At 62.5% G+C, this 22301-nt stretch carries 21 protein-coding genes; 7 read left to right on the plus strand and 14 right to left on the minus strand.

Annotated elements, in window-relative coordinates; translation table 11 throughout:
- Positions 1-17: 17 nt before the first annotated feature.
- The 4 genes from B0E55_RS09150 to B0E55_RS09165 are packed head-to-tail and all read right to left on the minus strand — an operon-like array spanning position 18 to position 3582.
- A complete protein-coding gene (locus B0E55_RS09150) occupies positions 18-1475 on the minus strand; it encodes an FAD-dependent oxidoreductase (protein ID WP_080909574.1) in 1458 nt (485 codons plus the stop codon).
- Positions 1472-2254 carry an SDR family NAD(P)-dependent oxidoreductase gene (locus B0E55_RS09155; protein ID WP_080909575.1) on the minus strand — a complete coding sequence of 261 codons (783 nt, stop codon included), beginning with the start codon at positions 2252-2254 and terminating at the stop codon, positions 1472-1474. The genes B0E55_RS09150 and B0E55_RS09155 overlap by 4 nt, the downstream gene beginning before the upstream one ends.
- Complete coding sequence (locus B0E55_RS09160) at positions 2247-3083, minus strand: SDR family NAD(P)-dependent oxidoreductase (RefSeq protein WP_007731420.1); 837 nt, start codon at positions 3081-3083, stop codon at positions 2247-2249. Before B0E55_RS09160 ends, B0E55_RS09155 begins: the two co-directional genes overlap by 8 nt.
- Positions 3084-3132: 49 nt before the next feature.
- Positions 3133-3582: a nuclear transport factor 2 family protein gene (locus tag B0E55_RS09165; protein ID WP_080909576.1), complete on the minus strand. Its 450-nt coding sequence runs from the start codon at positions 3580-3582 to the stop codon at positions 3133-3135.
- A gap of 138 nt (positions 3583-3720) precedes the next feature.
- Here B0E55_RS09165 and B0E55_RS09170 point away from each other — a divergent pair, with 138 nt between their 5' ends.
- The 6 genes from B0E55_RS09170 (at position 3721) to B0E55_RS09195 (ending at position 9198) form a co-directional block, all read left to right on the plus strand.
- Entirely contained in the window at positions 3721-4443 is a 723-nt protein-coding gene (locus B0E55_RS09170; RefSeq protein ID WP_060938028.1) for an IclR family transcriptional regulator, read from the plus strand.
- A gap of 131 nt (positions 4444-4574) precedes the next feature.
- Complete coding sequence (locus B0E55_RS09175; protein ID WP_080909577.1) at positions 4575-5540, plus strand: pirin family protein; 966 nt, start codon at positions 4575-4577, stop codon at positions 5538-5540.
- Position 5541: 1 nt separating this feature from the next.
- A complete protein-coding gene (locus B0E55_RS09180) occupies positions 5542-6288 on the plus strand; it encodes a pirin family protein (RefSeq protein WP_080909578.1) in 747 nt (248 codons plus the stop codon).
- A gap of 114 nt (positions 6289-6402) precedes the next feature.
- Positions 6403-7185: a pirin family protein gene (locus B0E55_RS09185; RefSeq protein WP_020970714.1), complete on the plus strand. Its 783-nt coding sequence runs from the start codon at positions 6403-6405 to the stop codon at positions 7183-7185.
- Between the two features lie 44 nt (positions 7186-7229).
- Positions 7230-8156 carry a PaaI family thioesterase gene (locus tag B0E55_RS09190; protein WP_080909579.1) on the plus strand — a complete coding sequence of 309 codons (927 nt, stop codon included), beginning with the start codon at positions 7230-7232 and terminating at the stop codon, positions 8154-8156.
- Positions 8157-8220: 64 nt separating this feature from the next.
- Complete coding sequence (locus B0E55_RS09195; RefSeq protein WP_080909580.1) at positions 8221-9198, plus strand: intradiol ring-cleavage dioxygenase; 978 nt, start codon at positions 8221-8223, stop codon at positions 9196-9198.
- A gap of 13 nt (positions 9199-9211) precedes the next feature.
- Here B0E55_RS09195 and B0E55_RS09200 read toward each other — a convergent pair whose 3' ends face one another.
- From B0E55_RS09200 to B0E55_RS09210, 3 genes are all read right to left on the minus strand, one after another.
- Positions 9212-11572: an ATP-binding cassette domain-containing protein gene (locus tag B0E55_RS09200; RefSeq protein WP_019745212.1), complete on the minus strand. Its 2361-nt coding sequence runs from the start codon at positions 11570-11572 to the stop codon at positions 9212-9214.
- 70 nt (positions 11573-11642) lie between these two features.
- A complete protein-coding gene (locus B0E55_RS09205; RefSeq protein WP_020909044.1) occupies positions 11643-12053 on the minus strand; it encodes a VOC family protein in 411 nt (136 codons plus the stop codon).
- Positions 12054-12058: 5 nt separating this feature from the next.
- Positions 12059-12508 carry a helix-turn-helix transcriptional regulator gene (locus B0E55_RS09210; RefSeq protein WP_019745214.1) on the minus strand — a complete coding sequence of 150 codons (450 nt, stop codon included), beginning with the start codon at positions 12506-12508 and terminating at the stop codon, positions 12059-12061.
- Between the two features lie 113 nt (positions 12509-12621).
- Here B0E55_RS09210 and B0E55_RS09215 point away from each other — a divergent pair, with 113 nt between their 5' ends.
- Positions 12622-14580 (plus strand): M13 family metallopeptidase, encoded by a 1959-nt coding sequence (locus B0E55_RS09215; protein WP_080909581.1) that lies wholly within the window; start codon positions 12622-12624, stop codon positions 14578-14580.
- 68 nt (positions 14581-14648) lie between these two features.
- On the opposite strand, the gene B0E55_RS09220 is transcribed toward B0E55_RS09215, so the two are convergent.
- The 7 genes from B0E55_RS09220 to B0E55_RS09250 form a co-directional block, all read right to left on the minus strand.
- Complete coding sequence (locus B0E55_RS09220; protein ID WP_003940244.1) at positions 14649-14975, minus strand: YnfA family protein; 327 nt, start codon at positions 14973-14975, stop codon at positions 14649-14651.
- Positions 14976-14991: 16 nt separating this feature from the next.
- On the minus strand, positions 14992-16077 hold the full coding sequence (locus B0E55_RS09225; RefSeq protein ID WP_019745216.1) for an ABC transporter ATP-binding protein: 1086 nt from the start codon (positions 16075-16077) through the stop codon (positions 14992-14994).
- 15 nt (positions 16078-16092) lie between these two features.
- Positions 16093-17424 carry an ABC transporter substrate-binding protein gene (locus B0E55_RS09230; RefSeq protein WP_019745217.1) on the minus strand — a complete coding sequence of 444 codons (1332 nt, stop codon included), beginning with the start codon at positions 17422-17424 and terminating at the stop codon, positions 16093-16095.
- Positions 17425-17462: 38 nt separating this feature from the next.
- Positions 17463-18365 carry a carbohydrate ABC transporter permease gene (locus B0E55_RS09235; RefSeq protein WP_003939837.1) on the minus strand — a complete coding sequence of 301 codons (903 nt, stop codon included), beginning with the start codon at positions 18363-18365 and terminating at the stop codon, positions 17463-17465.
- A complete protein-coding gene (locus tag B0E55_RS09240) occupies positions 18362-19336 on the minus strand; it encodes a carbohydrate ABC transporter permease (RefSeq protein ID WP_080909582.1) in 975 nt (324 codons plus the stop codon). Before B0E55_RS09240 ends, B0E55_RS09235 begins: the two co-directional genes overlap by 4 nt.
- A gap of 74 nt (positions 19337-19410) precedes the next feature.
- A complete protein-coding gene (locus B0E55_RS09245; RefSeq protein WP_019745219.1) occupies positions 19411-20334 on the minus strand; it encodes a L,D-transpeptidase in 924 nt (307 codons plus the stop codon).
- Positions 20335-20550: 216 nt separating this feature from the next.
- Complete coding sequence (locus B0E55_RS09250) at positions 20551-22233, minus strand: FAD-dependent oxidoreductase (protein ID WP_080909583.1); 1683 nt, start codon at positions 22231-22233, stop codon at positions 20551-20553.
- Positions 22234-22301 lie beyond the last annotated feature (68 nt).

Raw genomic sequence — 22301 nt, forward strand, 5'->3', positions numbered from 1 at the left:
CGCGCAGACGTCGGACGTCAGGAGTGCGCGATGGAATGGACCGGTGCGCGCTCAGCGCTGGTCCTGGTGTAATTCGCCGCATTACGTCCCGCTACGCGGCCCATGGTCAAAGCGTTGGCAACTGCATTGCCGCCGCCCACGTATCTCAGTCCGAGGATTCCGGCGCCGGCCTCACCGGCCGCGTACAGACCCTCGATAGGTACTCCGGTGCTGCCGAGCACGGCCGCATCGGTGTTGATTTCCATTCCCGCATGCGTGCATACGAGCTCTGCCGGAAGGATTTTCGCGGCATAGAACGGTGCTGTCGCAATAGGATCCGGGTTGCCGACGGCACCCTTGTTTCGCAGCGTGCGATGACGGAGGAAGTCGTCGTCGTGACCGCTGGGCAATTGCTCGTTCCACCGACGCAGGGTTTGCGTCAACGTCGCAACCGGAACACCCGTAGCCACTGCGAGGTCTTCGATCGTATCCGCGCGAATCGTGCCACCGGCGGCAACCTCTTCCTCGATGCGTTCGGGATTCCAATCCGCATATCCCGGAGCCAGATTCACGCGAGCGTTCTCGTCGAAGATCATCCAACCGTATCCACCCTGATGGTCGATGATGCCGGTCGAGACGGCGTACGAGCTGTCCTCGTCCATGAATCGACGGCCGTCCTGGTTGACGTAGATCCGCGACTTCGGCGGAAAACCGGCCTGCCAGTGATGGAATCGCTGAAAGTAGACCGTGGGCAGCATCAGGCCCCAGCCGTCGCCCGCCACGGACGCACCGAGGTCCTCGGCAAAACGAAGATGGTCTCCGCGACTCCCCTCGGCTGCGACGACGAACAAGGCGTCTCCGGCCTTGTTCGCGTCCGGGAAGTGGCGCGCCACCAAGCCTGGATCTTGCGCGAATCCACCGGAAGCAACAACGACGGCGCCCGCACGTACCTCGATGTCGTCGGCGACAACCCCGACAACCCGACCGTCTTCCTCGATCAGCTTCTGCACCCGTGTTCCGAAGATGACCTCGATCCCGTGCTTACGACGAGCCTTGTCCAGCACCTGAATCAGTCCGTATCCCTGATCCTTGGGCACATGGCCGCGCCAGACGTCCTCGACGCCGGCCTGGGCGAGTCCCGGTTGGTGAGCGTTACCCGAGATTGCCGCCGGAATTTCGACGCCAAGTCCGATGAGCCATTCCAGTGTCGGACCGGCGTTTTCGCAGAACGCACGAATCAATCCGGGTGAGAGCATCCACTGGTTGAGGTCCATGTAGTGCTGGAAGAACTTCTCTGCCGAGTCGTCGACTCCGAGGCCTGCCTGCACGCTTGTTCCGGCGGCCGTGAAGATTCCGGCCGAAAGCGCAGTGGATCCACCGAGTTCGGTTTCGGACTCGAACAGCAGAACGGATGCACCTTCTTCTGCCGCGGACACCGCAGCCGCGAGGCCTGCTCCGCCGCCACCGATGACAACGACGTCCCAGTGCTCGGTCATGAAAGTTCTCCAGTCTCCGCGATGATGCGGTGGTAAAGACCGTTCGACACCAACCCGCCGTCGACGGTGAGCTCCGTACCGGTGGTGTAGGTCGAACTGTTCGAGAGCAGGAACAGCACTGCTTCGGTGATCTCGTCGAGAGTTCCCATGCGTCCGAAGGGAACCGACTTCAGTGACGCGGCGACGAAGTCGTTTGCGCCGCCGAGCAGCGCCGTGCCGACCAGTCCCGGGTGTACCGAGTTGACGCGAATCCCCCACTGCGCGAAGTTGCCTGCGGCCGACTTCGACAGACCGGTCAAACCCCACTTACTCGACGAGTAAGCCGGAGAGAAGTATCCGATCTGACCGGCGATGGACGAGATGTTGACGATCGATCCGCCACCACTCTCGCGTATCAGCGGCGCCACCGCCTTCATACCGTAGAACGGACCGAAGAGGTTGATCTTCATGGTCAGTTCCCAGATGTCGTTCGGGGTGTCCATGAATTCGAGCCGACGCGAGATGCCGGCGTTGTTGACCAGTCCGCCGAGTTCCCCACGGGTGGTGCGAATTTCGTCGACAACCCGGTCCCAGGCCTCGGCATCGGTGACGTCTAGAAGATGAGCGGACGCCGATCCGCCGGCGGAGACAATGTCGTCGACCACGCCGGATGAATCCGAAACATCGGCAATGCAGACATGCGAACCGCGCGCGGCGAGAGTGCGCGCGTGATGCGCTCCCATCCCGGCAGCACCGCCGGTAACGAGAACGACGCCGGGATATTTCGTGGACTCAGACATGCCGCGAACCACCGTCCACCGCAATGCTGTGCCCGGTGACGTAGCGCGCGCTGTCCGAGAGCAGGAACAGCAGCGGGCCGAAGACCTCTTCGGGCGAGCCCAGACGATGCAGCGGCACCGCGTCGAGTGCGTTCGCGAGCGCGATCGGATCTTCTTGAACCCACTTCGTCATCGCCGTGTCGATGTAGCCGGGCGCAATGGAGTTCACACGAATACCCTTGTCTCCGAACTCCACTGCGAGCGACTCAGTGAGGTGCGCGACGGCAGCTTTCGACGTGCAGTAAGCGCCTCTCCCCTTCCGCACACGCAGCGCAGATACCGAGGACATGTTGACGATGGCGCCACCGGGACCGAGGTGGCGTGCCGCTGCCTGAGCACCGTAGAGCACTCCTTCGACATTGACACTCAGCGTTGCGCCGATCTGCTCCGGGGTAATCTCCTCGGCCAGCGCGAACGGGAAGATACCCGCATTGTTGATCCAGAAATCGACCCGGCCGAACTCCTTCAACGCCAACTGCGCAAGCAGTTCGTGCTCGTCCGGCTTGGTGACGTCGACCCGAGCTCCGACGACGCGACCCGGCTTGTCCGCCAGTGCATTCGATTCCAGGTCCGTATTGATTCGTGCGGCCGTGGCGAGCATCTGCTCTTCGTTGATGTCGGCACCGACGACATGTACGCCGCGTGTTGCCAGCCCTTCGGCGAACGTCGCACCCATACCCTGAGCCGCGCCGGTCACCACTGCGACCTTGCCTGCCAACTCCGGGTACACCGCCGACATCTGCGTCACAACGGTGCGGCCCGGGTTCGTCTGGTCAGAGCTTTCGGTCATGATGTACTTCTCCTACTGAATATTGTTGTGCAAGAAACTTTTCGGTACTTCAGCCTTGTTCGGACACTCGAGGTGCGTCGTCTCGGGAGACGGTGCGGCGGGCGATCTTCCATTCCTCACCGACCCGAACCACGCGGTCATCGACAGTCGTCATCCGCACCAGTCGCGATTCACCGCCGCGAGCGGTGGCAACTATCTGCAGGTACCCGCGCACTGCGAGAGCACTCTCGTCCACCGCCTCGACTACGAGATTGGTCAGAACGTGCCGATGCACCTCGTCGACGGCTTCCGCAGCAGCGTGAAAGCGAGCAGCAAACGCTGCAAGGTCGTCGAAACCGACCACGGGTTCCGGATAACTGGGTGAATGAAATTCACCGTTGTCCGTGAATGTCTGCGCCCAATCCTGTTGGCGCCCAGAGTCTATGCAATGACTCTGGTGGCCGTACAGCTGTTGGATTGCGACAACATCCTCCGTTGCCACGACGCGATAGTTGCTCATGAAGGTTCTCTCCGAACACGCTGCGCTGCATCCACCCGAAGGTTGTGCAGCTCCGTAAAGTGTGCGATAATCGCACACACTGTGCGATATGTTCAAAGCGTAGGTGGCATACCTCACAAACGTCAAGAAAGGGATTTGATGTCAGAGCTGAGCGAGGAACACCGACCGCGCAAAAGCGCAGTTCAAGTGGACTCGAGCATGTCGAAAACGCTGCACCACGGACTCGAGATCTTGGAACTCCTGACGTCCTATCCGCACGGTTTGTCAGTCACGGACATTGCCGACGGAGTGGGAGTCCACCGGACTGTCGCACATCGGTTGATCCGCACGCTCGAGGCTCATCACCTGTGCCGCAAAGACTCCTTCAAGCGCGTCACTCTCGGCGCCGGACTGGTCACCCTCGCCGAACCGGTGGAACAGGATTTACGAACCCTGGCCCGCCCGATACTTCAAGAACTTGCCGAGGCCACCGAGGCGACAGCACACCTGGTGGTCCGCGAGAGCGACACCGAAGTGCGCGCACTGATGGTGGTCGAACCGCGCAGCGCCAAGGTTCACGTCGCGTTTCATCCAGGGCAGGTTGATCCGATCGACCGCGGCTCCGCCGGGCTTTCCATTCTTGCCTCACTCCCACCGGTGAGCGGGGAACGAGAGGAAGTGACGGCGGCCCGCGCACGGGGTTACGCAGTGACCGTCGGGGAGGTCATCCCGTCCGTCCTCGGAATCTCGGCAGTCATCCCCGGCAGACGCCGCGACGCCATCTCCAGCCTCGGAATCTCCGTGTTCGACTCCGAGGATCAAGCAACCCTGGGCGCCGAGGTCATGGCAGCGGCAAAAACCCTCGGCAGCATGTTGCGCTGATCCAGACAACAGGCTGATCCGAACACCAGCCAAGCCCCGGGAATACCCGGGGCTCGACTTTGTTGACTCCGAATGAGATAGTTGAACAATCAACTACCTGACATCAGCTTCACGGATACAAGGAGTACGACATGCCTGCTGTGACAGTCGAGAACATCTTGGCCCTGCCCCGCCTCGACGAGCCGGCAGAGTCAGCAGTCGACCGCCCCGTCAAGAGCATCACCACCGCGCCGGTCGGATACGAAGGTGAAGGCTTTCCCGTTCACCGCGCGTTCGCCGGCATCGACCTCTCCGCCCTCGACCCGTTCATCCACATGGACCAGATGGGCGAAGTCAACTACGCACCCGGAGAGCCCAAGGGCACTCCGTGGCACCCGCACCGCGGCTTCGAAACCGTCACCTACATGATCGACGGCATCATGGAGCACCAGGACTCCAACGGTGGCGGCGGTGTAATCGGCGGCGGCGACACTCAGTGGATGACCGCGGGTGGCGGCATCCTTCACATCGAAACTCCGCCGGAGCACCTCGTCCTCAGCGGCGGCCTGTTCCACGGCGTCCAACTGTGGGTCAACCTGCCTCGCGACAACAAGATGGCATCTCCGCGGTACCAGGACATCACGGGCAACAAGGTGGCCCTGCTTTCCTCGCCGGACGGCGGAGCCTTGGTGCGCGTCATCGCCGGAGACATCGCCGGCCACGCCGGACCCGGATCGACGTACACACCCATCGCGCTCTCCCACACCACTATTGCCCCGGGTGCGAGCCTGACTCTGCCCTGGAACCCCGAGTTCAACGCCATCGTCTACGTGCTCGCCGGCGAAGGAACGGTCGGAGCCGAGCGTCGACCCATTCGAGTAGGGCAGACGGCTGTCTTCGGACGCGGTGACTCCATCACCGTCGCCGCTTCCGATCGCCAGGATTCGCAGACCGAATCCCTCGAGGTATTCATCCTCGGTGGCAAACCGATTCGTGAGCCCATCGCGATGGCCGGGCCGTTCGTCATGAACACCAAGTCCGAGGTCATGCAGGCCTTCGAGGACTTCCAGGCCGGACGCCTCGGATCCATCCCGGCAGCACACGAGAAGCTGAGCTGACATGTCGTCGGTGGTCGTCCAACGAGCAGCCGAACGTGCGCACCTCAACTACGGCTGGCTCACCGCGCGTCACAGTTTCCCCTTCGCCGGAAACTTCGATCACGCCGCGTACGCGCACGGACTTCTGTTGGTGAACAACGACGACATCATCGAAGCCGGCTCCGGTTTCGACACTCATCAGCACCGCGATACCGAGATCGTGACGTGGGTGCTCAGCGGATCTCTGGTTCACCAGGATTCCGCTGGGCACTCCGGCGTCATCCATCGCGGACTCGCGCAGAGAATGAGCGCCGGTACCGGAATCCTGCACTCCGAGCGCAACGATCGCTTCCGGGCCGACGGCTCACGCGTCACCGAACCCGTTCACGTCGTTCAGATGTGGATACCGCCGGACGAATCCGGAGTGACCCCGAGCTATCAGGAACTCGACATCAACTCCGAACTCGACGGCGGTGGCCTGATCACCCTCGCGTCGGGGATGCCCGCGCATCGCGGTCACAGCGCCATCGGCCTGCACAACAAACATGCGGCACTACATGTTGCTCGCCTCGAGACCGGCGGGTCGGTATCTCTTCCGGATGCGCCGTACGTGCACGGGTTCATCGCCAGCGGCACTGTCGACGTCGAGGGAGTCGGATTGCTGGCGCCAGGAGATTCGTTGCGACTCAAGGACACTGGCGGTCAACGAGTCGAGGGAATCGACGATGCGGAGATACTCGTGTGGGAGATGCACGCGTCGACGAACTGACGACACCACCGAGTACGCCCAATGTTCGGACTACACAGCAGGTTCGTCGTAGGGTGGATGCCGGTAGTGGTGGATCCGGTAGTGATGGATCCCGGTGGCACAGAAGGAGGAGCCATGGCATCTGGTCGAGCACAGGCCCCACGGACGACACCGCACATCGATGTGCACCGCTCCGGTGATCGCTTGAAATCCCGCGTCTCCTGGCTGGATTCGAAACATTCGTTCTCGTTCGGACAGCATTACGATCCGGACAACACTCATCACGGATTGCTGCTCGTCAACAACGACGACACCGTACTGGCGGGAACCGGTTTCGATACCCATCCGCACAAGGACATGGAAATCGTGACCTGGGTGCTTCGCGGTTCGCTCGTGCACCAGGATTCCATCGGCCACACCGGCGTCATCTATCCAGGCCTCGCCCAGCGCATGAGCGCCGGTACCGGAATCATGCACAGCGAGAAGAACGATTCGTGGCGTATTGGCGGCGAACAGCATTCCGACCCCGTGCATTTCATCCAGATGTGGGTGGTACCGGACGAGGGTGGACTGACTCCCGGCTACGAACAACTCGAGATCGACGACGAACTGCTGCGCGGCGGACTGATCCCGGTGGCCTCCGGAATGGAGCGCTACAAGGATCACTCGGCGATTCGCATCAACAACAAGAACGCCGCCATGCACGTCGCGCGGATTCTGCCCGGCACCTCCGTAAATCTTCCCAGCGCACCGTTCCTGCATGTCTTCGTTGCGCAGGGCACTGCCGAGATGGAGGGCGTCGGCACACTGTACGAGGGTGATGCCGTCCGGTTGAGCGATTCGGGTGGGCAGCAACTGACCTCCGACGCCGGGGCGGAAGTCCTCGTCTGGGAGATGCATTCACGTATCGGTGGTTGAGACCCGGTCTCGGCAGGACTGGGCGCGCTGGAGATACTCGACGGATGAGCATCGACAACTCCGCCGCACCCGTCACACAACTTGACCCCCTCAACACCTTGATGGGTGTGCGCGCCGTATCGGTCGTGCCTGGCGACTTGGCCTTCGCGCAGGCAGTCGGCCCGCGCTTCCACGATCACCGTGGCAAGACGGTGCTCGGTTCCATCGGCGTCATGATCGACGGTGCCATGGGCGGCGCGGTGTACTCGGGACTGACCTCGGGCCATCAATCCGTGCTCGCGCAGGTCACGGTCAGCGCGGGCGCCGACATTCCCGCTCTCGCAGACGTCGGCGCCACCGGCACGCTCGTGCATCTCGACGACGGCGTCGGGCTCGCGTCCGGTCAACTTCGCGACGAGAACGGCACCCTCCTGGCCGTGATGGCCGGCCGCGCAATGGTGGTCTCGCGTCCACCCGTCGTCGGAATCGACGACTACGTGGACGGTGCGCCGCTACCGGTCCCGACGCCGGAGAAAACGAGCAACCTGAGTGGGTTGTCGGGGTCCGACGTCGTCGAAGGTATCCGAGGCGGCAAACTCGAACGCGGACCGCTCGCCGGGCTACTCGATCTTGCTGTCGTCGACGTGACGCCAGGTTCCGTCGTCGGGGAGTTCGCACCCGTGGCCTGGATGGCCAACCCGCTGGGCGCCGTGCAGGGCGGTGTCCTCATCTCGGCAGTCGACGCCGTTACGGGACTGGCAGCACAGACCCTGACCAGCGTCGATCAGGACTATCGCGTCCTCGACCACAAGATCGACTTCCTGCGCTCACCCGACATCGGTGGGCCGATCATGCGCGCCGAAGCCTCCGTGATTCGCGCCGGGCGCAGGCTCGCCCTGATCGAAACTCGCATCGTCGACGCCGGCGGACAGGTCTACGTACGGGCCACCTCGAGCATCCAGATGCTCTCCCAGCAAGTTCACAGCGGATAACCAGTTCCGCACCAGGTCGCCCGTCCACCATTGAGACAACAGCCCACACAATGGAGGTACAGCGGTGAACAAAGACATCGAAGCGAGCAGGCTACGCGTGAGCCGTCGACGGGCCCTCGCTCTCGGCGGAACCATCAGTCTCGGCGGGCTCATCGCAGCCTGTTCCGGTAACAGTGGCACCGCCACGACGACTTCGGCCGCGGCTGCATCGACGACAACCACTTCCGGCGCTTCCGCAGCGGCCACGTCCGGCGATGCCGTCACCGCACTTCTGGCCAAAGCACCGCAGTGCGTCATGAGCAAGGAAGAGACACAGGGCCCCTACTGGTTCGACGTCGACTCCATTCGCGGCGACATCCGCGAAGACCGTCCGGGCACCACACTGCAGGTGGCAATGCGCGTGCAGGACAACAGCCAGTGCAACGTCGACGGCAGCATCGGCGCGGTCTCCAACGCCGTCGTCGAGATCTGGCACTGCGACGCCGGCGGCGTGTACTCCGGCTTCGAATCCGGTTCGCTGAGCGCCAACGGCGGCGGCGGAACTCCCCCGGCCGGCGGGATGGGTGAACCTCCGTCAGGTGCACCCGGAGGTGGAATGGGCGAACCTCCGTCAGGCGCCCCCGGAGGAATGGGCGGCGGCATGGGCGGTTCCGGAGAGACCTCCGACGGTTCGTACAGCGTCGGCGACACCGAAGCCACCACCACCGACGACGGCACCTACCTGCGCGGCGCCCAGACCACCGATGCAAACGGCATCGCGCAGTTCACCACGATCTTTCCCGGCTGGTACATGGGCCGCACCACCCACATTCACGTCAAGGTGCACATCGACAAGAAGACGGTCCTCACGTCGCAGACCTTCTTCGACGAGACCCTTCTCGACGAGGTGTACTCGCAGTCCCCGTACAGCGAGCACACCGGTCGTGAGAACAACACGAACAACGCCAGTGACGGTATCTACGACGACACCGGCCTCATGACCGTCGAGAAGCAGTCGGACGGTTCCTACCTCGCCGTCATCAACCTGGGTATCGACGCCTGAGGTAGGAGCCAGGTCAGCCGCCGACGTATGCCGCGAGGTGCTTTCCGGTGAGGGTGGAGCCGTCGGCGACGAGCTCCTCGGGAGTGCCTTCGAAGACGATCCGACCGCCGTCGTGACCGGCACCAGGGCCGAGGTCGATGATCCAGTCGGCGTGCGCCATCACGGCCTGGTGGTGCTCGATGACGATGACGGACTTACCGGAATCGACGAGTCGATCGAGCAGGCCGAGCAACTGCTCGACGTCGGCCAGGTGCAGTCCGGTGGTCGGCTCGTCGAGGACGTACACGCCACCCTTCTCGCCGAGGTGCGTCGCCAGCTTGATGCGCTGACGCTCACCGCCCGACAGCGTCGTCAACGGCTGGCCGATCGTGAGGTACCCGAGCCCAACGTCGACCAGTCGGACGAGGATCTTGTGCGCAGCGAGCGTCTTGGCCTCACCGTCGCCGAAGAACTCCTCGGCCTCGGCCACCGACATCGTGAGAACCTCGTTGATGTCCTTGCCACCGAATTTGTATTCGAGAACTTCCGCCTGGAAGCGCTTGCCCTCGCACTCCTCGCAGAGAGTGGCAACGCCGGCCATCATCGCCAGGTCGCTGTAGATGACGCCGTTGCCGTTGCACGTCGGGCAGGCGCCTTCGGAGTTGGCACTGAAGAGCGCCGGCTTCACGCCGTTTGCCTTCGCGAATGCCTTGCGGATCGGGTCGAGCAGCCCGGTGTACGTTGCCGGGTTGCTCCGACGGGAGCCGCGGATCGCGCTCTGATCGACCGACACCACGTCCTCGCGTTTCGCGAGCGAGCCGTGGATCAGCGAACTCTTACCCGATCCGGCCACACCAGTCACCACGACCAGTACGCCGAGAGGTACGTCGACGTCTACATCTTGGAGGTTGTGTGAGTTCGCTCCACGAATCTCGATTGCTCCGGTGGACTCCCGCACGGTCTCCTTGAGGGCGGCCCGGTCGTCGAAGTGACGCCCGGTGACCGTATCGCTGGCTCGCAAGCCATCGACTGTGCCCTCGAAGCAGACGTTTCCGCCGGCGCTACCCGCGCCTGGACCGAGGTCGACGATGTGATCGGCGATCACGATCGTCTCCGGCTTGTGCTCGACAACGAGCACGGTGTTGCCCTTGTCCCGCAGGCGCAGCAGAAGATCGTTCATCCTCGCGATGTCGTGCGGATGCAGGCCGGTAGTGGGCTCGTCGAATACATACGTGATGTCGGTGAGCGAGGAACCCAGGTGACGAATCATCTTGGTGCGCTGAGCTTCACCACCGGACAGCGTTCCCGACGGACGGTCGAGGCTGAGGTAGCCGAGTCCGATCTCCACGAAGGAGTCGAGCGTTTCGCCGAGCGTCGTGAGCAAAGGCGCGACCGATGGTTCCTTCAGACCGCTGACCCATTCCGCGAGATCGCTGATCTGCATCGAGCAGGCGTCGGCGATGTTGACGCCCTTGATCTTCGACGACCGCGCACCCTCGCTCAAACGCGTCCCGTCACATTCGGGGCAGGTGGTGAACGTGATCGCCCGCTCGACGAACGCCCGGATGTGGGGCTGCATCGCGTCGACGTCCTTGGCGAGGAACGACTTCTGAATCTGCGGAATCAGACCCGTGTACGTCAGGTTGATGCCTTCGACCTTGATCTTGGTCGGCTCTTTGTAGAGCAGATCGTTCAGTTCCTTCTTGGTGTACTTCTTGATCGGCTTGTCGGGATCGAAGAAACCGCAGCCGCGGTAGATCCGGCCGTACCAACCCTCCATGCTGTAGCCGGGGACCGTGATCGCACTCTCGTTGAGCGACTTGGTGTCGTCGTACAACGCGGTCAGATCGAAATCGTTGACCGCCCCTCGTCCCTCACATCGCGGACACATGCCGCCGGTGATCTTGAAGCTACGACGCTCTTTCGTCTGACGTCCGCCGCGTTCCATCGTGACCGCACCTGCTCCGGAGATCGAGGCCACGTTGAACGAAAACGCCTGAGGCGAACCGATGTGAGGCTTTCCGAGACGGCTGAACAAGATACGGAGCATCGCGTTGGCGTCGGTGGCGGTTCCGACTGTCGAGCGCGGGTCGACGCCCATCCGCTGTTGATCGACGATGATCGCGGTGGTCAGGCCGTCGAGAACATCGACGTCCGGCCGCGCGAGCGTCGGCATGAATCCTTGAACGAAAGCGCTGTAGGTCTCGTTGATCATCCGCTGCGATTCCGCGGCGATCGTACTGAACACCAGCGAGCTCTTTCCCGAACCGGACACGCCGGTGAATACCGTCAGCCTCCGCTTCGGGATCTCGACGCTGATGTCTTCGAGATTGTTCACCCGCGCGCCTTGCACGCGGATCAAATCGTGGCTGTCTGCAGTGTGCAGGGCAGTCATCGTGTCTCCATCTGTCAGTCGATCGCCGACGGTCTCAGCGCAGTTGACGGGCTCAGCGCAGTTGACGGGCTCAGCGCAGTTCTTGAATACGGATCAGGTTTCCCGCTGGGTCGCGGACGGCGCAATCGCGAACGCCGTACGGCTGCTCGGTCGGTTCCTGGACGACGTCGATGTCGCCGGCCTGAAGCCGCTCGAACGTATCGTCCAGATCTTTGGTGGCCAGAAGAAGTCCGCCGTACGTGCCCTTGGCCATCATCTCGATGATGGTGCGGCGCTCGTCGTCGGTGATTCCGGGATCGACGGCCGGCGGATGCAACACGATGGAGGTGCCGGGCTGGCCGGGCGGCCCCACCGTGATCCAACGCATCCCGTCGTATCCGACGTCGTTGCGCACCTCGAAGCCGAGGGTGTCGCGGTAGAAGTTCAGGGCGGCGTCAGGGTCGTCCTGCGGAAGGAAACTCGAGTGAATGGTGATGTCCATGGCGATCACGTTAATTGCGGTTGTGGGTTCTGCGCTTCTCGATTCCTGATCGGTCTGGTGACTTGTTTGGACACGCAGGACGGCATTCCGGCCGTCGACTGCTCGGCCTCGCGCCGATAGACGCTGGGCGGGACCCCTACCAATTCGGTGAACTTACTGCTGAAAGTGCCGAGAGAGCTGCAGCCGACTTCGAAGCAGACGTCCGTGACACTGAGGTCCCCGCGGCGCAGTAACGCCATTGCGCGCTCGATTCGCCTGGTCATCAGGTATGCGTACGGCGGTTCGCCGTACGCCTGACGGAATTGGCGACTGAGATGCCCCGCAGACATGTTCACTCCCCGCGCGAGCGCCTCCACGTCCAGAGGCCGCGCGTACTCCCGGTCGATACGGTCACGCACGCGTCGTAGTCGCGCGAGGTCCTGCAGGTGCGGATCTGCGGCAGGTCTGCTGGTCACGTATTCGATCGTGCCATGCGGTACCGACGTTGCCCAGCACAAGAGATGAACTGGGGTGTGGAGCGATCACGCACACACCGAGCAGTTCGTCATGATCGTGTAAGGATGGAGAAATGACCACGGCTCATCGCTCAGGCATCGACCTCACCCACCTCGACGGCGACACACGGGCGCAGGACGATCTGTTCGTCCACGTCAACGGAAAATGGCTCGCCGAATACGAGATTCCGGCAGACCGCGCAGTCGACGGGGCCTTCCGGACGCTCTACGACAAGGCCGAAGAAGACGTACAGACCATCATCACCGAAGCCGCGGAGTCCAACTCTGCCGCCGGTACCGATGCACAGCGCATCGGCGACCTGTACTCGAGCTTCATGGACGCCGACGCCGTGGAGGCCGCGGGCCTCAGCCCCATCGACGACGAACTGGACGCCGTCGCCGATGCGCCGGACCGGTCGTCGTTGGCCACCGTGATCGGACGCCACCAGCGCGTCGGCGTCGGCGGTGCCATCTCGCATTACGTCGACACCGATGCCAAGAATTCCGAGCGGTACCTGATCCACTTCAGCCAGTCGGGAATCAGCCTGCCCGACGAGTCGTACTACCGCGAGGACAACTACGCGGAGATCCGCGAGAAGTACGTCGCGCACATCGACAAGATGTTCACCCTCGCCGGCGTCGGCTACGACGCACAGCGTGTGTTCGAACTCGAGAAGAAGATCGCGGCCGGGCATTGGGACGTCGTCAAGCGTCGTGACGCAGATCTGAGTTACAACCTCGTGGGCTTCGAGGAACTGACCGAGCAGAACCCCGGTTTGGACTGGGCGGCATGGCTGTCCGGTCTCGGCGCCGATTCGGAGAAGTTCGCCGAGATCGTGGTCCGTCAGCCCGATTTCCTGCACACCTTCACCGCACTCTGGGCGTCGGAGTCACTCGACGATTGGAAGGCATGGTCGGCGTGGAAGGTGCTGCACGCTCGCTCCCCCTACCTGCATTCGGCGCTGGTCGACGAGACCTTCGCTTTCTACGGCACCACGCTCTCGGGTACCGAAGAGAACCGTGAGCGCTGGAAGCGCGGGGTCAGCCTGGTTCAGGATCTGCTCGGCGAGGCCGTCGGCAAGCTCTACGTCGACCGTCACTTCCCCGCTGAGGCGAAGACCCGCATGCTGGAACTGGTCGCCAACCTGCAGGAGGCGTACCGCCGCAACATCTCCGACCTCGAGTGGATGAGCCCGCAGACTCGCGAGGCCGCGTTGGCCAAGCTCGAGAAGTTCACCCCGAAGATCGGTTACCCCGACAAGTGGCGCGACTACGCAGGTCTCGATGTCTCGGCTACCGATCTGGTGGGCAACTACCGTCGTGGATACGCCGCCGAGTACGACCGTGACCTGGCCAAGCTTGGTGGCCCCGTGGACCGTGACGAGTGGTTCATGACGCCGCAGACCGTCAACGCGTACTACAACCCGGGCATGAACGAAATCGTGTTCCCCGCAGCCATTCTCCAGCCGCCGTTCTTCGACGCCGCAGCCGACGATGCCGCCAACTACGGGGGCATCGGCGCCGTCATCGGCCACGAGATCGGGCACGGCTTCGACGATCAGGGCGCCAAGTACGACGGCGACGGCAACATGGTCGACTGGTGGACCGACGAGGACCGTAGCGAATTCGGCAAGCGCACAAAGGCTCTCATCGAGCAGTACAACGAGTTCGAGCCCAAGGAACTGCCGGGCCACCACGTCAACGGTGAATTCACGATCGGCGAGAACATCGGCGATCTCGGCGGGCTGTCGATCGCGATCGCGGCGTACAAGATCGCGACCGAAGGTACCGAACCTCCGGTCATCGACGGACTCACCGGTCTGCAGCGCGTGTTCTTCGGGTGGGCGCAGGTATGGCGCACGAAGGCCCGTGAGGCCGAAGCGCTTCGCCGTCTGGCCGTCGACCCGCACTCGCCGCCGGAGTTCCGGTGCAACGGCGTCGTCCGCAACCTCGACACGTTCCACGAGGAGTTCGACGTCAAGCCCGGTGACGCACTGTATTTGGAGCCGGAGAAGCGTGTGAAGATCTGGTAGCAAGGGCAAGCCCCTGTGCGCGCTCGAGGACCCCCTGGACTCCCTGAGCGCGCACGGGGCCGAAGGCCCTACCGGGCGTACATGATCACCCCGACGCCGACCAGACAGATCAGCGCACCGGCGATGTCGAAACGATCCGGGCGGAATCCGTCCATCACCACCGCCCACAGCAGTGAACCCGCTACGAAGATCCCGCCGTACGCGGCGAGGATGCGCCCGAAGTTCGCATCGGGTTGCATGGTCGCGACCAGACCGTAGAGACCGAGCGAGATGACGCCGAGCCCTACCCAGATCCAGCCCTTGTGCTCGCGAATTCCCTGCCACACCAACCACGCGCCCCCGATCTCGAGCAGCGCGGCGAGTACGAACAGCAATAGCGAACGTGCGACGGTCATGCCGCACACAGTATCGCTACAGACGTACCCCGGTCTCCGCGGAAAAGAAGTACACCTCGCCGGCCTTGGGCAGCAGATGAAGCGACTCCCCCGGTGCCACCGACATCTTCCGATCGACGCGAATAACAATTCGGCCGGATCGGCTCTGCCACTGCGAATCCGGGGCACCCTTTGCATAGACGAACGATTCGGCGCCCAGCTCTTCAAGCAGGTCGGCATCCACGGCCAGCGAGCCCTTTCGCCACGCTCCCACCAGATCCCACGACTCGGGACGCACTCCCACGACGACCCGCTCCCGCTCGGACGCCCCGGTGGGCAGCGGAATCCGCAGGTCACCGAGCACTGCGACGGTACCCTCGACCGGCGCTTCGATCAGGTTCATGCCGGGCGATCCGATGAAGGCGGCCACAAAGGTGTTGACGGGGTTGTCGTAAAGTTCCCGCGGCTTCGCCACCTGCTGCAAACGACCGTCCAGCATCACCGCCACCCGGTCCCCCATCGTCATCGCCTCGACCTGATCGTGGGTGACGTAGACCGTCGTGGTGCCGAGTCGACGCTGTAAGGCAGCGATCTGCGACCGCGTGCTCACGCGTAGTTTGGCGTCCAGATTGCTGAGCGGCTCATCCATGCAGAACACCTTGGGATGGCGAACGATGGCCCTACCCATGGCAACTCGCTGACGTTGCCCACCGGACAACTTTGCCGGTTTACGTCCGAGCAGCGGTTCGAGTTCAAGCATCCGTGCTGCCTCGAGTACCCGCTCGCGCCGTTCGGACTTTCCCACTCCCGCGTTCTGGAGCGCAAAACCCATGTTCTGCTCGACGGTCATGTTCGGGTACAGCGCGTAACTCTGAAACACCATGGCGACGTCACGTGCTCGCGGCGCGAGATGCGTGACGTCCGTGCCGCCGATCTCGATCCGGCCGTCCGACGCGGATTCGAGACCGGCGAGCATTCGCAGGCTGGTGGACTTACCGCAACCGGAAGGCCCTACGAGTACCAGGAACTCACCGTCGGCGATGTCGAGGTCGAGACGGTCGACTGCCGGTCGATCGGTTCCTTCGTAGCGGTGCGTGACTCCCGCGAATTGCACGTTGGCCATGAGTGTTCTCTCCTACTACTTCGGCAGCTTTGGGGTGATCTGCCGGTCGATGATCTGCTGCAACTGGGTGGCAACGCCGGCGAATGTCGATGCGACGTCGGCTTTCTGGAGAGCAATCTGCTCGAGTCCGGTGCCGATGATCTGATCGCCACCCGGGACGAACACGCGTGCGTAGTCCTGCGAGCGCGTACGCGAAAGCTGATCCACAGCGGTACGGGAGTTCGGATTCGCGTCGAGGAATGCCTTCATGCTCGGCTCCGACGTTGCCGACTTGCGGACCGGCATGTAGCCGACGTTCTGCGAGAAGTACGCCGTGTTCTCACCATTGGTGATGAAGTCGATGAACTTGAGCGCGTTCTTCTTACGCTGATCGGAGATCTTGGACGGGATGGCAAGTCCGGCGCCGCCGGTGGGGCAACCGGGAGTTCCGTCCACCGCCGGGAGGAACGCGGTGCCGAAGTCGAAGTTGGCAGTCTTCTTGATGCCGGACAGGTCACCCGTCGACGCGATGGTCGACGCCAGGATGCCCGTACCGAATTCGTTTGCGATGTCAGTGGAGACCGCGGCGTACTTCTTGTCGTGAATCATGCTGGAGAGGAACTGCCCTGCGGCAATGGTCTTCTCGTTGTCGAGCTGCAAATTCCACTGGTCGGAGTACGATCCGCCGAAGGTCCAGATGGGGCCTTCGTAGGTCCAGCCGAGGTAATCCTTCGCGTTGCCCCACCCGTGTGCCAACTTGCCGTTGCCCACGACCTTCTGCAGCTCAGGTCCCCACTCGTCGAACTCCTGCCACGTTGCAGGCCCACGGTCGGGAAGTCCGGCCTGCGACCAGACCGCCTTGTTGTAGTAGAACAACGGCGTCGACCGCGCATAGGGAAGTGCGTAGTGCTTGCCCTGGAACAGGTAGTCGGCGAGCAACGAGTCGACGTAGTCGGCCGAGTCGACGCCCACCTCGGAGAAGAGTCCGTCGAGCGGCTCGATTGCCCCGGCAAGTGCGTAGTTGAACCACCAGACATCCGACAGCACAACCACATCGGGAACATCTCCGCCGGAGAGAGCAGCGTTGAACTTCTGCGCCACCTCTTCGTAGTTCTTGCCGCCGTCCACCAAGTTGACCTTCAAGTCCGGGTACTTGGTCTGGAAGCGGTTGATCAATTCCTTCTCCACGTCGGTGGACTTACCCGGGTGGTTCGACCAGAAGGTGATGGTGTTGGACTCACCCGACGCACCGGATGTTCCCGCAGCATCAGCGCTGGAACCACCGGATCCCGCGCACGCGGTCAGTGCTGCGCCGGCGGCGATTGCACCGCCGAGGCTCAGAAATCCGCGTCTGTTCATGTTTGCCATTACTGCTCCTCGAGAAAGAAATGTGACGGGAAAAGCTGTCAGCCCTTGACCGCACCGGAGGTGAGGCCTTTGATCATGTGTCGTTGCAGCAGAAGGAAAATCACCAGGATCGGTAGCATCGTCAGTACCGTTCCTGCCATGACGGGACCCCAGTTGGTGAGTCCGTCGTTGTTCTGCAGTTGGGTCAATCCGATCGGCAGCGGCGCCACCGAGGAATCGTCGGACATGAGGAACGGCCACAGGTACTCGTTCCATTCGTTGACCACCGTGATGATGCCGAACGCCACCATCGTGGGCCCGGAAACGGGGAGCACCACGCGCCAGAGAAGCCGCCAGTGGCCGGCGCCGTCCATCCGCGCTGCCTCGACGATCTCCGAAGGTATCGAGAGAAAATGGTTGCGCATGAGGAACGTACCGAAGGCTACACCCGCGAGCGGAACTATGATGCCCTGGAACGTGTTACGCCAGCCCCACTCTGCCACGAGTGCGTAATTCGAGATCACGGTGATCTGGTTCGGAACCATCAATGCGGCGATGATTCCGAGAAAGACGAAGTTCTTCCCCGGGAAGCGCAGGAACACCAGCCCATAGGCGCTGAGAGTCCCCAGAACGAACTTCGCCGCGGACAGTATCGTCGTGATCACTATCGAGTTCCGCAGAAACATCCAGAACGGAACCGATGTCGTTGCTTCGGAATAGTTTTCGGGATGCAGCGACGACGGCCACCACGTTGCAGGCTGCGTGTAGATCTCCGGACGCTCCTTGAACGAGGTCATCACGATCCAGTAGAGCGGCAGGACGATGATGACCAAGGCGATCACCATTGCCGCGTAGCCGAGGATCTTCACACCGACCTCACGCCGGTCCACGTTCTTGCGATCCGGCCCGGGCCGGACGACGGAAGTCGGAGCAGCGCTTTTCTTTTCCTCTACCGCTGTCATTTCTCTTCTCCCCGATCCATGGCACGAACCTGGTAGACGGTGATGATCAGCAGGATCAAGAACATGATGGTGGCAACCGTCGCGCCGTAACCCGCCCGGAAGTTTCGGAATGTCTCGTTGTACACCTGGTAGACCATCGTCGTCGTCCCTGTACCCAGCGGGCCACCACGGGTCATGACGTTGATGATGTCGAAGACCTGGAGCGAGTTGAGCATGACGGTGATGGAGAGGAAGAACGTCGTCGGGCGCAACTGAGGTAGGAGAACCCGGCGGAACTTGGTCCACGGCTTGGCACCGTCGATTTCGGCGGCTTCGTTCAATTCTTGCCGAACTCCTTGCAGCGCAGCGAGATAGATGACAAACGTGTAGCCGAGGTTCTTCCACATGTATGTCACCGTCACCATGAACAGCGCCCAGTGGGGATCCTGATAGAAGTCGGGCGATTGGAGTCCGACACGGTGCAGGAGATCCTGGATCAGACCGAAGTTGGGGTCGAAGACGAACTGAAACGCGACACCGATCGCTGCACCGGAGATCACGAACGGCGCGAAGATCGCCGACCGGACCAGGTTTCGCCCGACGAGCTTGCGATCGAGCAGCATGGCCAACGCCAGACCGATGACCATCGAACCCACCACTGTGACCAATGTGAATACCACCGTGTTGGTGACGATCTGCCAGGTGTCGCTTCGTCCGAACCACTCGCGGTAGTTGCTCAGCCCGATGAACGTCGCCTTCGGGTCCGCAATGTTCCAGTCGAAGAACGAAAGTCGGATGTTGTCCACCAGCGGGCGATAGGTGAACAAGATCAGCAACGCGAGATTGGGACCTACCAAGAGCGCAAAGAGCGCGTAATCACGCCATGGTCTGCTCCACAGACCTGGCTTGCCTGATGTGGGCAGCGTTCTTTCCGGACTCGATCTCACTGAGGCAGTCTGACCGCTCGCAACGAATGAATGGTGAACGTACAAGACACTCGAGCTGAACGCGACACGAAAAAGGCCCTGCGCGAATACTTCTCGCGCAGGGCCTTCCTCGTCGATGTCTAGCGGTTCCAGTCACCCAATCCGTCGGCGCCGCTGAGGACTCCACCTGCGGTGTTCTGCACGATCACCGGGTCACCCTTGCCTGCGTTCTCGAAGAACCACTTGGCGTCCTCGGTGCTGACATTGAGGCAGCCGTGGCTGACGTTGGTGAAACCTTGTTGCGCTACCGACCACGGAGCGGCATGGACGAAGATGCCACTGTAGGAAATTCGTGTCGCGTACTCGACGTAGGTGCGGTAACCCTCGGGAGAATCGATCGGAACGCCGTACGTGGACGAATCCATGTACATGTCGCGCAGCTGCTCGCCGACGATGTACGTGCCGTTCGGTGTTTCGTGCCCCGGCTTGCCGAACGACGTCGGCATGGTGCGCACGACCTCACCGTTGCGGGTGACGGTGACCTGCTTGGTGTTGTCGTCCGCGACGGTGACGAGGGCGTCACCGATGTTGAACGTGGAGTGCGAATCACCGGCGTCGACGGTCACGGAGATGTTCGCCGGCCAGAACTGTGCCGGCTTCCAACGGACCTGGCTGTCGTTGATCCAGTAGAAGCTGCCATCGACCGGAGGATCGGTGGTCACGCGAATCGCGCGCTCGGCCGTGGCACGGTCGCCGACTGCCTCGTTGAAACGAATGATGATCGGCTGCGCGATGCCGACTGTCTCACCCGCCGACGGGTTGAGCGACGGCGCGGAGAAGTTGGGAGCGCCGATGGGAGCCTGAATCGGTGTACCCGGGATGCCCGGAACCGGAATCGCCGGATCGAGGTACGGAACGCCGGGAATGACGGGCAACGGAATGTCCGGTCCACCGGGGAAGAGAGGAACGGCCGCGGAAGGTCCGGCGAGAGCCAGGCCGGCAGCCACCGCTCCGACGATTGCCACGGCAACCCGTGACGTCCGACGACCCTGTTTGCTGCCCATGTCACTACCTTCGCTCGAATGACCACGTACTCACGTGGAGTTTGCGCGGCCGGCATCGACACCCGCCTGGTACCGATGCCGATGCACCATCCGGACGCGCCCGCCGGGCGCACACCTACACACCCGAGCACGCCAAAGAGAGCAAACCGCACATTTCCATAGTCATTAACACACAAATGCGGCAATCGAGCAATTCGGATGTTCGCCCAAATGTTGCTATCCCTCGCTGCGAGCAGCCGCCAACATCGATTCGATGGAGATGAGTTTGGTTCGCGGTCGACCGGCGGCGGCACCGGATGCTCGTTCTGCCTTGTCGATCCGCTGCCAACCTTGGTAGTCCACCTGATCCGGCGACCGATCTGCCAGCAGAACCTGCAACTTGTCAGCGTCCTCGGTCGGCGTGGCGAGGCGCCCACCAGCGAAGTCGTCGAAGATCATCGACACCGTCTCGGCGGAGCAGTACTTGTTGGTGCCGATCACGCCCGTCGGTCCGCGCTTGATCCAACCCGCGACGTAGACACCCGGGATCGGCGTGCCGGTCTCGGTGTCGATCACGCGACCGTTCTCGTTGGGGATCACGCCGCGAGCGTCGTCGAAGGGCAAGTCGGCCATCGGTGTACCGCGGTATCCGACCGACCGAAGCACCAGGGAGGTGTCGATCGTCTCCTCGGTTTCGGTAGGCCGGGCGGAGAGCTGACCGGTCGGCGTTGCCACCAACTCGTTTTTCACGATCCGCACCTGTGCGACTGCACCGTCGCCGAGGATCTCGACGGGCGAGGTGAGGAACCGGAGAACGATCCGCTTGCGGGAAGGATCTGCGGTACGGGAAGCAAATTCCTGCGCCTGCTTGACCTTGAGCAGCACGGACGGCTCCGCGGCATCGCTGTCCACGAACGCCTGACTGGCCTCGTCGAGTTCGGCTTCGATCGGGTCGACGACTACGTCCACGTTCGCCATCTGTCCGAGGGCCAACAGTTCGGGATTGGTGTACGCGGCCTGCGCCGGCCCGCGCCGCCCGAGAATGACGACCTCACGAATCTTGCTGTTACGCAGCGCTTCCAATGCATGCTCGGCGAGGTCCGTCTTCGCGAGCTGGTCCGGGTCGGTCACCAGGATGCGAGCGACGTCGAGTGCGACGTTGCCGTTTCCGACGATCACTGCTCGCTCGCCGGACAGATCGAAAGTCCGATCGGCATATCCCGGGTGGCCGTTGTACCAGGCGACGAACTCGGTGGCAGCGTGACTTCCCGGCAGTTCCTCGCCCGGGATCTCGAGCTTGCGATCCCCGGCAGCGCCGACCGCGTAGATCACTGCGTGGTGATGGTCCAAGAGTTCCGAATGCGAGATGTGGGTACCCACCTCGACGTTGAAGTGGCAGCGCACGGTCTTTTTCGCGACCACGGCGCGGAACTGGTCGGTGACGCCTTTGGTTCCGGGATGATCCGGAGCCACGCCGGCGCGCACCAATCCGTAGGGAGTGGGAAGCCGATCGAACATGTCGACCTCGACGCGAGGCTTGCCGGTCAGTTCCATCGCCGCATAGCAGGCTGCGGGGCCGGAGCCGATGATCGCCACTTTCAGCGTTCCCAGTTCGGGATCGATCTTGGCCATCGTGATCGGCTCGGGCCAATCCGGGCCCATCGGATGCTTCTCGAAGTACGACGCGTTCATCTGCAGGTACGGCGCGTCGTCCTCATCGAGTTCGTTGTCCGGGAAGATCGCCTCGACCGGGCACTCGTCCACACACGCACCACAATCGATGCAGGTGTCGGGATCGATGTAGAGCATTTCGGTGGTCGCGAACGGAGCTTCGTCCGGTGTCGGGTGAATGCAATTGACCGGACACACGTCAACACACGAGGCGTCGTTGCAGCACGGCTGCGTGATCACATACGCCATGACATTCCCCTATCCCTGAAACACGAAGCACGAACTGATTCCCAGACTATAACGTGTTCCAATTTGGC

It is taken from the genome of Rhodococcus sp. 66b (assembly GCF_002076325.1).
Classification (GTDB): Bacteria; Actinomycetota; Actinomycetes; order Mycobacteriales; family Mycobacteriaceae; genus Rhodococcus_F; species Rhodococcus_F erythropolis.

Bases quoted from the DNA above. Each gene is read 5' to 3' on its own strand.
- B0E55_RS09215 (WP_080909581.1), top strand. From the start codon at position 12,622: ATGACCACGGCTCATCGCTCAGGCATCGACCTCACCCACCTCGACGGC.
- B0E55_RS09175 (WP_080909577.1), top strand. From the start codon at position 4,575: ATGCCTGCTGTGACAGTCGAGAACATCTTGGCCCTGCCCCGCCTCGAC.
- B0E55_RS09220 (WP_003940244.1), bottom strand. From the start codon at position 14,975: ATGACCGTCGCACGTTCGCTATTGCTGTTCGTACTCGCCGCGCTGCTC.
- B0E55_RS09230 (WP_019745217.1), bottom strand. From the start codon at position 17,424: ATGGCAAACATGAACAGACGCGGATTTCTGAGCCTCGGCGGTGCAATC.
- B0E55_RS09205 (WP_020909044.1), bottom strand. From the start codon at position 12,053: ATGGACATCACCATTCACTCGAGTTTCCTTCCGCAGGACGACCCTGAC.
- B0E55_RS09225 (WP_019745216.1), bottom strand. From the start codon at position 16,077: ATGGCCAACGTGCAATTCGCGGGAGTCACGCACCGCTACGAAGGAACC.
- B0E55_RS09250 (WP_080909583.1), bottom strand. From the start codon at position 22,233: ATGGCGTATGTGATCACGCAGCCGTGCTGCAACGACGCCTCGTGTGTT.
- B0E55_RS09200 (WP_019745212.1), bottom strand. From the start codon at position 11,572: ATGACTGCCCTGCACACTGCAGACAGCCACGATTTGATCCGCGTGCAA.
- B0E55_RS09245 (WP_019745219.1), bottom strand. From the start codon at position 20,334: ATGGGCAGCAAACAGGGTCGTCGGACGTCACGGGTTGCCGTGGCAATC.
- B0E55_RS09165 (WP_080909576.1), bottom strand. From the start codon at position 3,582: ATGAGCAACTATCGCGTCGTGGCAACGGAGGATGTTGTCGCAATCCAA.
- B0E55_RS09155 (WP_080909575.1), bottom strand. From the start codon at position 2,254: ATGTCTGAGTCCACGAAATATCCCGGCGTCGTTCTCGTTACCGGCGGT.
- B0E55_RS09150 (WP_080909574.1), bottom strand. From the start codon at position 1,475: ATGACCGAGCACTGGGACGTCGTTGTCATCGGTGGCGGCGGAGCAGGC.
- B0E55_RS09235 (WP_003939837.1), bottom strand. From the start codon at position 18,365: ATGACAGCGGTAGAGGAAAAGAAAAGCGCTGCTCCGACTTCCGTCGTC.
- B0E55_RS09180 (WP_080909578.1), top strand. From the start codon at position 5,542: ATGTCGTCGGTGGTCGTCCAACGAGCAGCCGAACGTGCGCACCTCAAC.
- B0E55_RS09170 (WP_060938028.1), top strand. From the start codon at position 3,721: ATGTCAGAGCTGAGCGAGGAACACCGACCGCGCAAAAGCGCAGTTCAA.
- B0E55_RS09185 (WP_020970714.1), top strand. From the start codon at position 6,403: ATGGCATCTGGTCGAGCACAGGCCCCACGGACGACACCGCACATCGAT.
- B0E55_RS09160 (WP_007731420.1), bottom strand. From the start codon at position 3,083: ATGACCGAAAGCTCTGACCAGACGAACCCGGGCCGCACCGTTGTGACG.
- B0E55_RS09190 (WP_080909579.1), top strand. From the start codon at position 7,230: ATGAGCATCGACAACTCCGCCGCACCCGTCACACAACTTGACCCCCTC.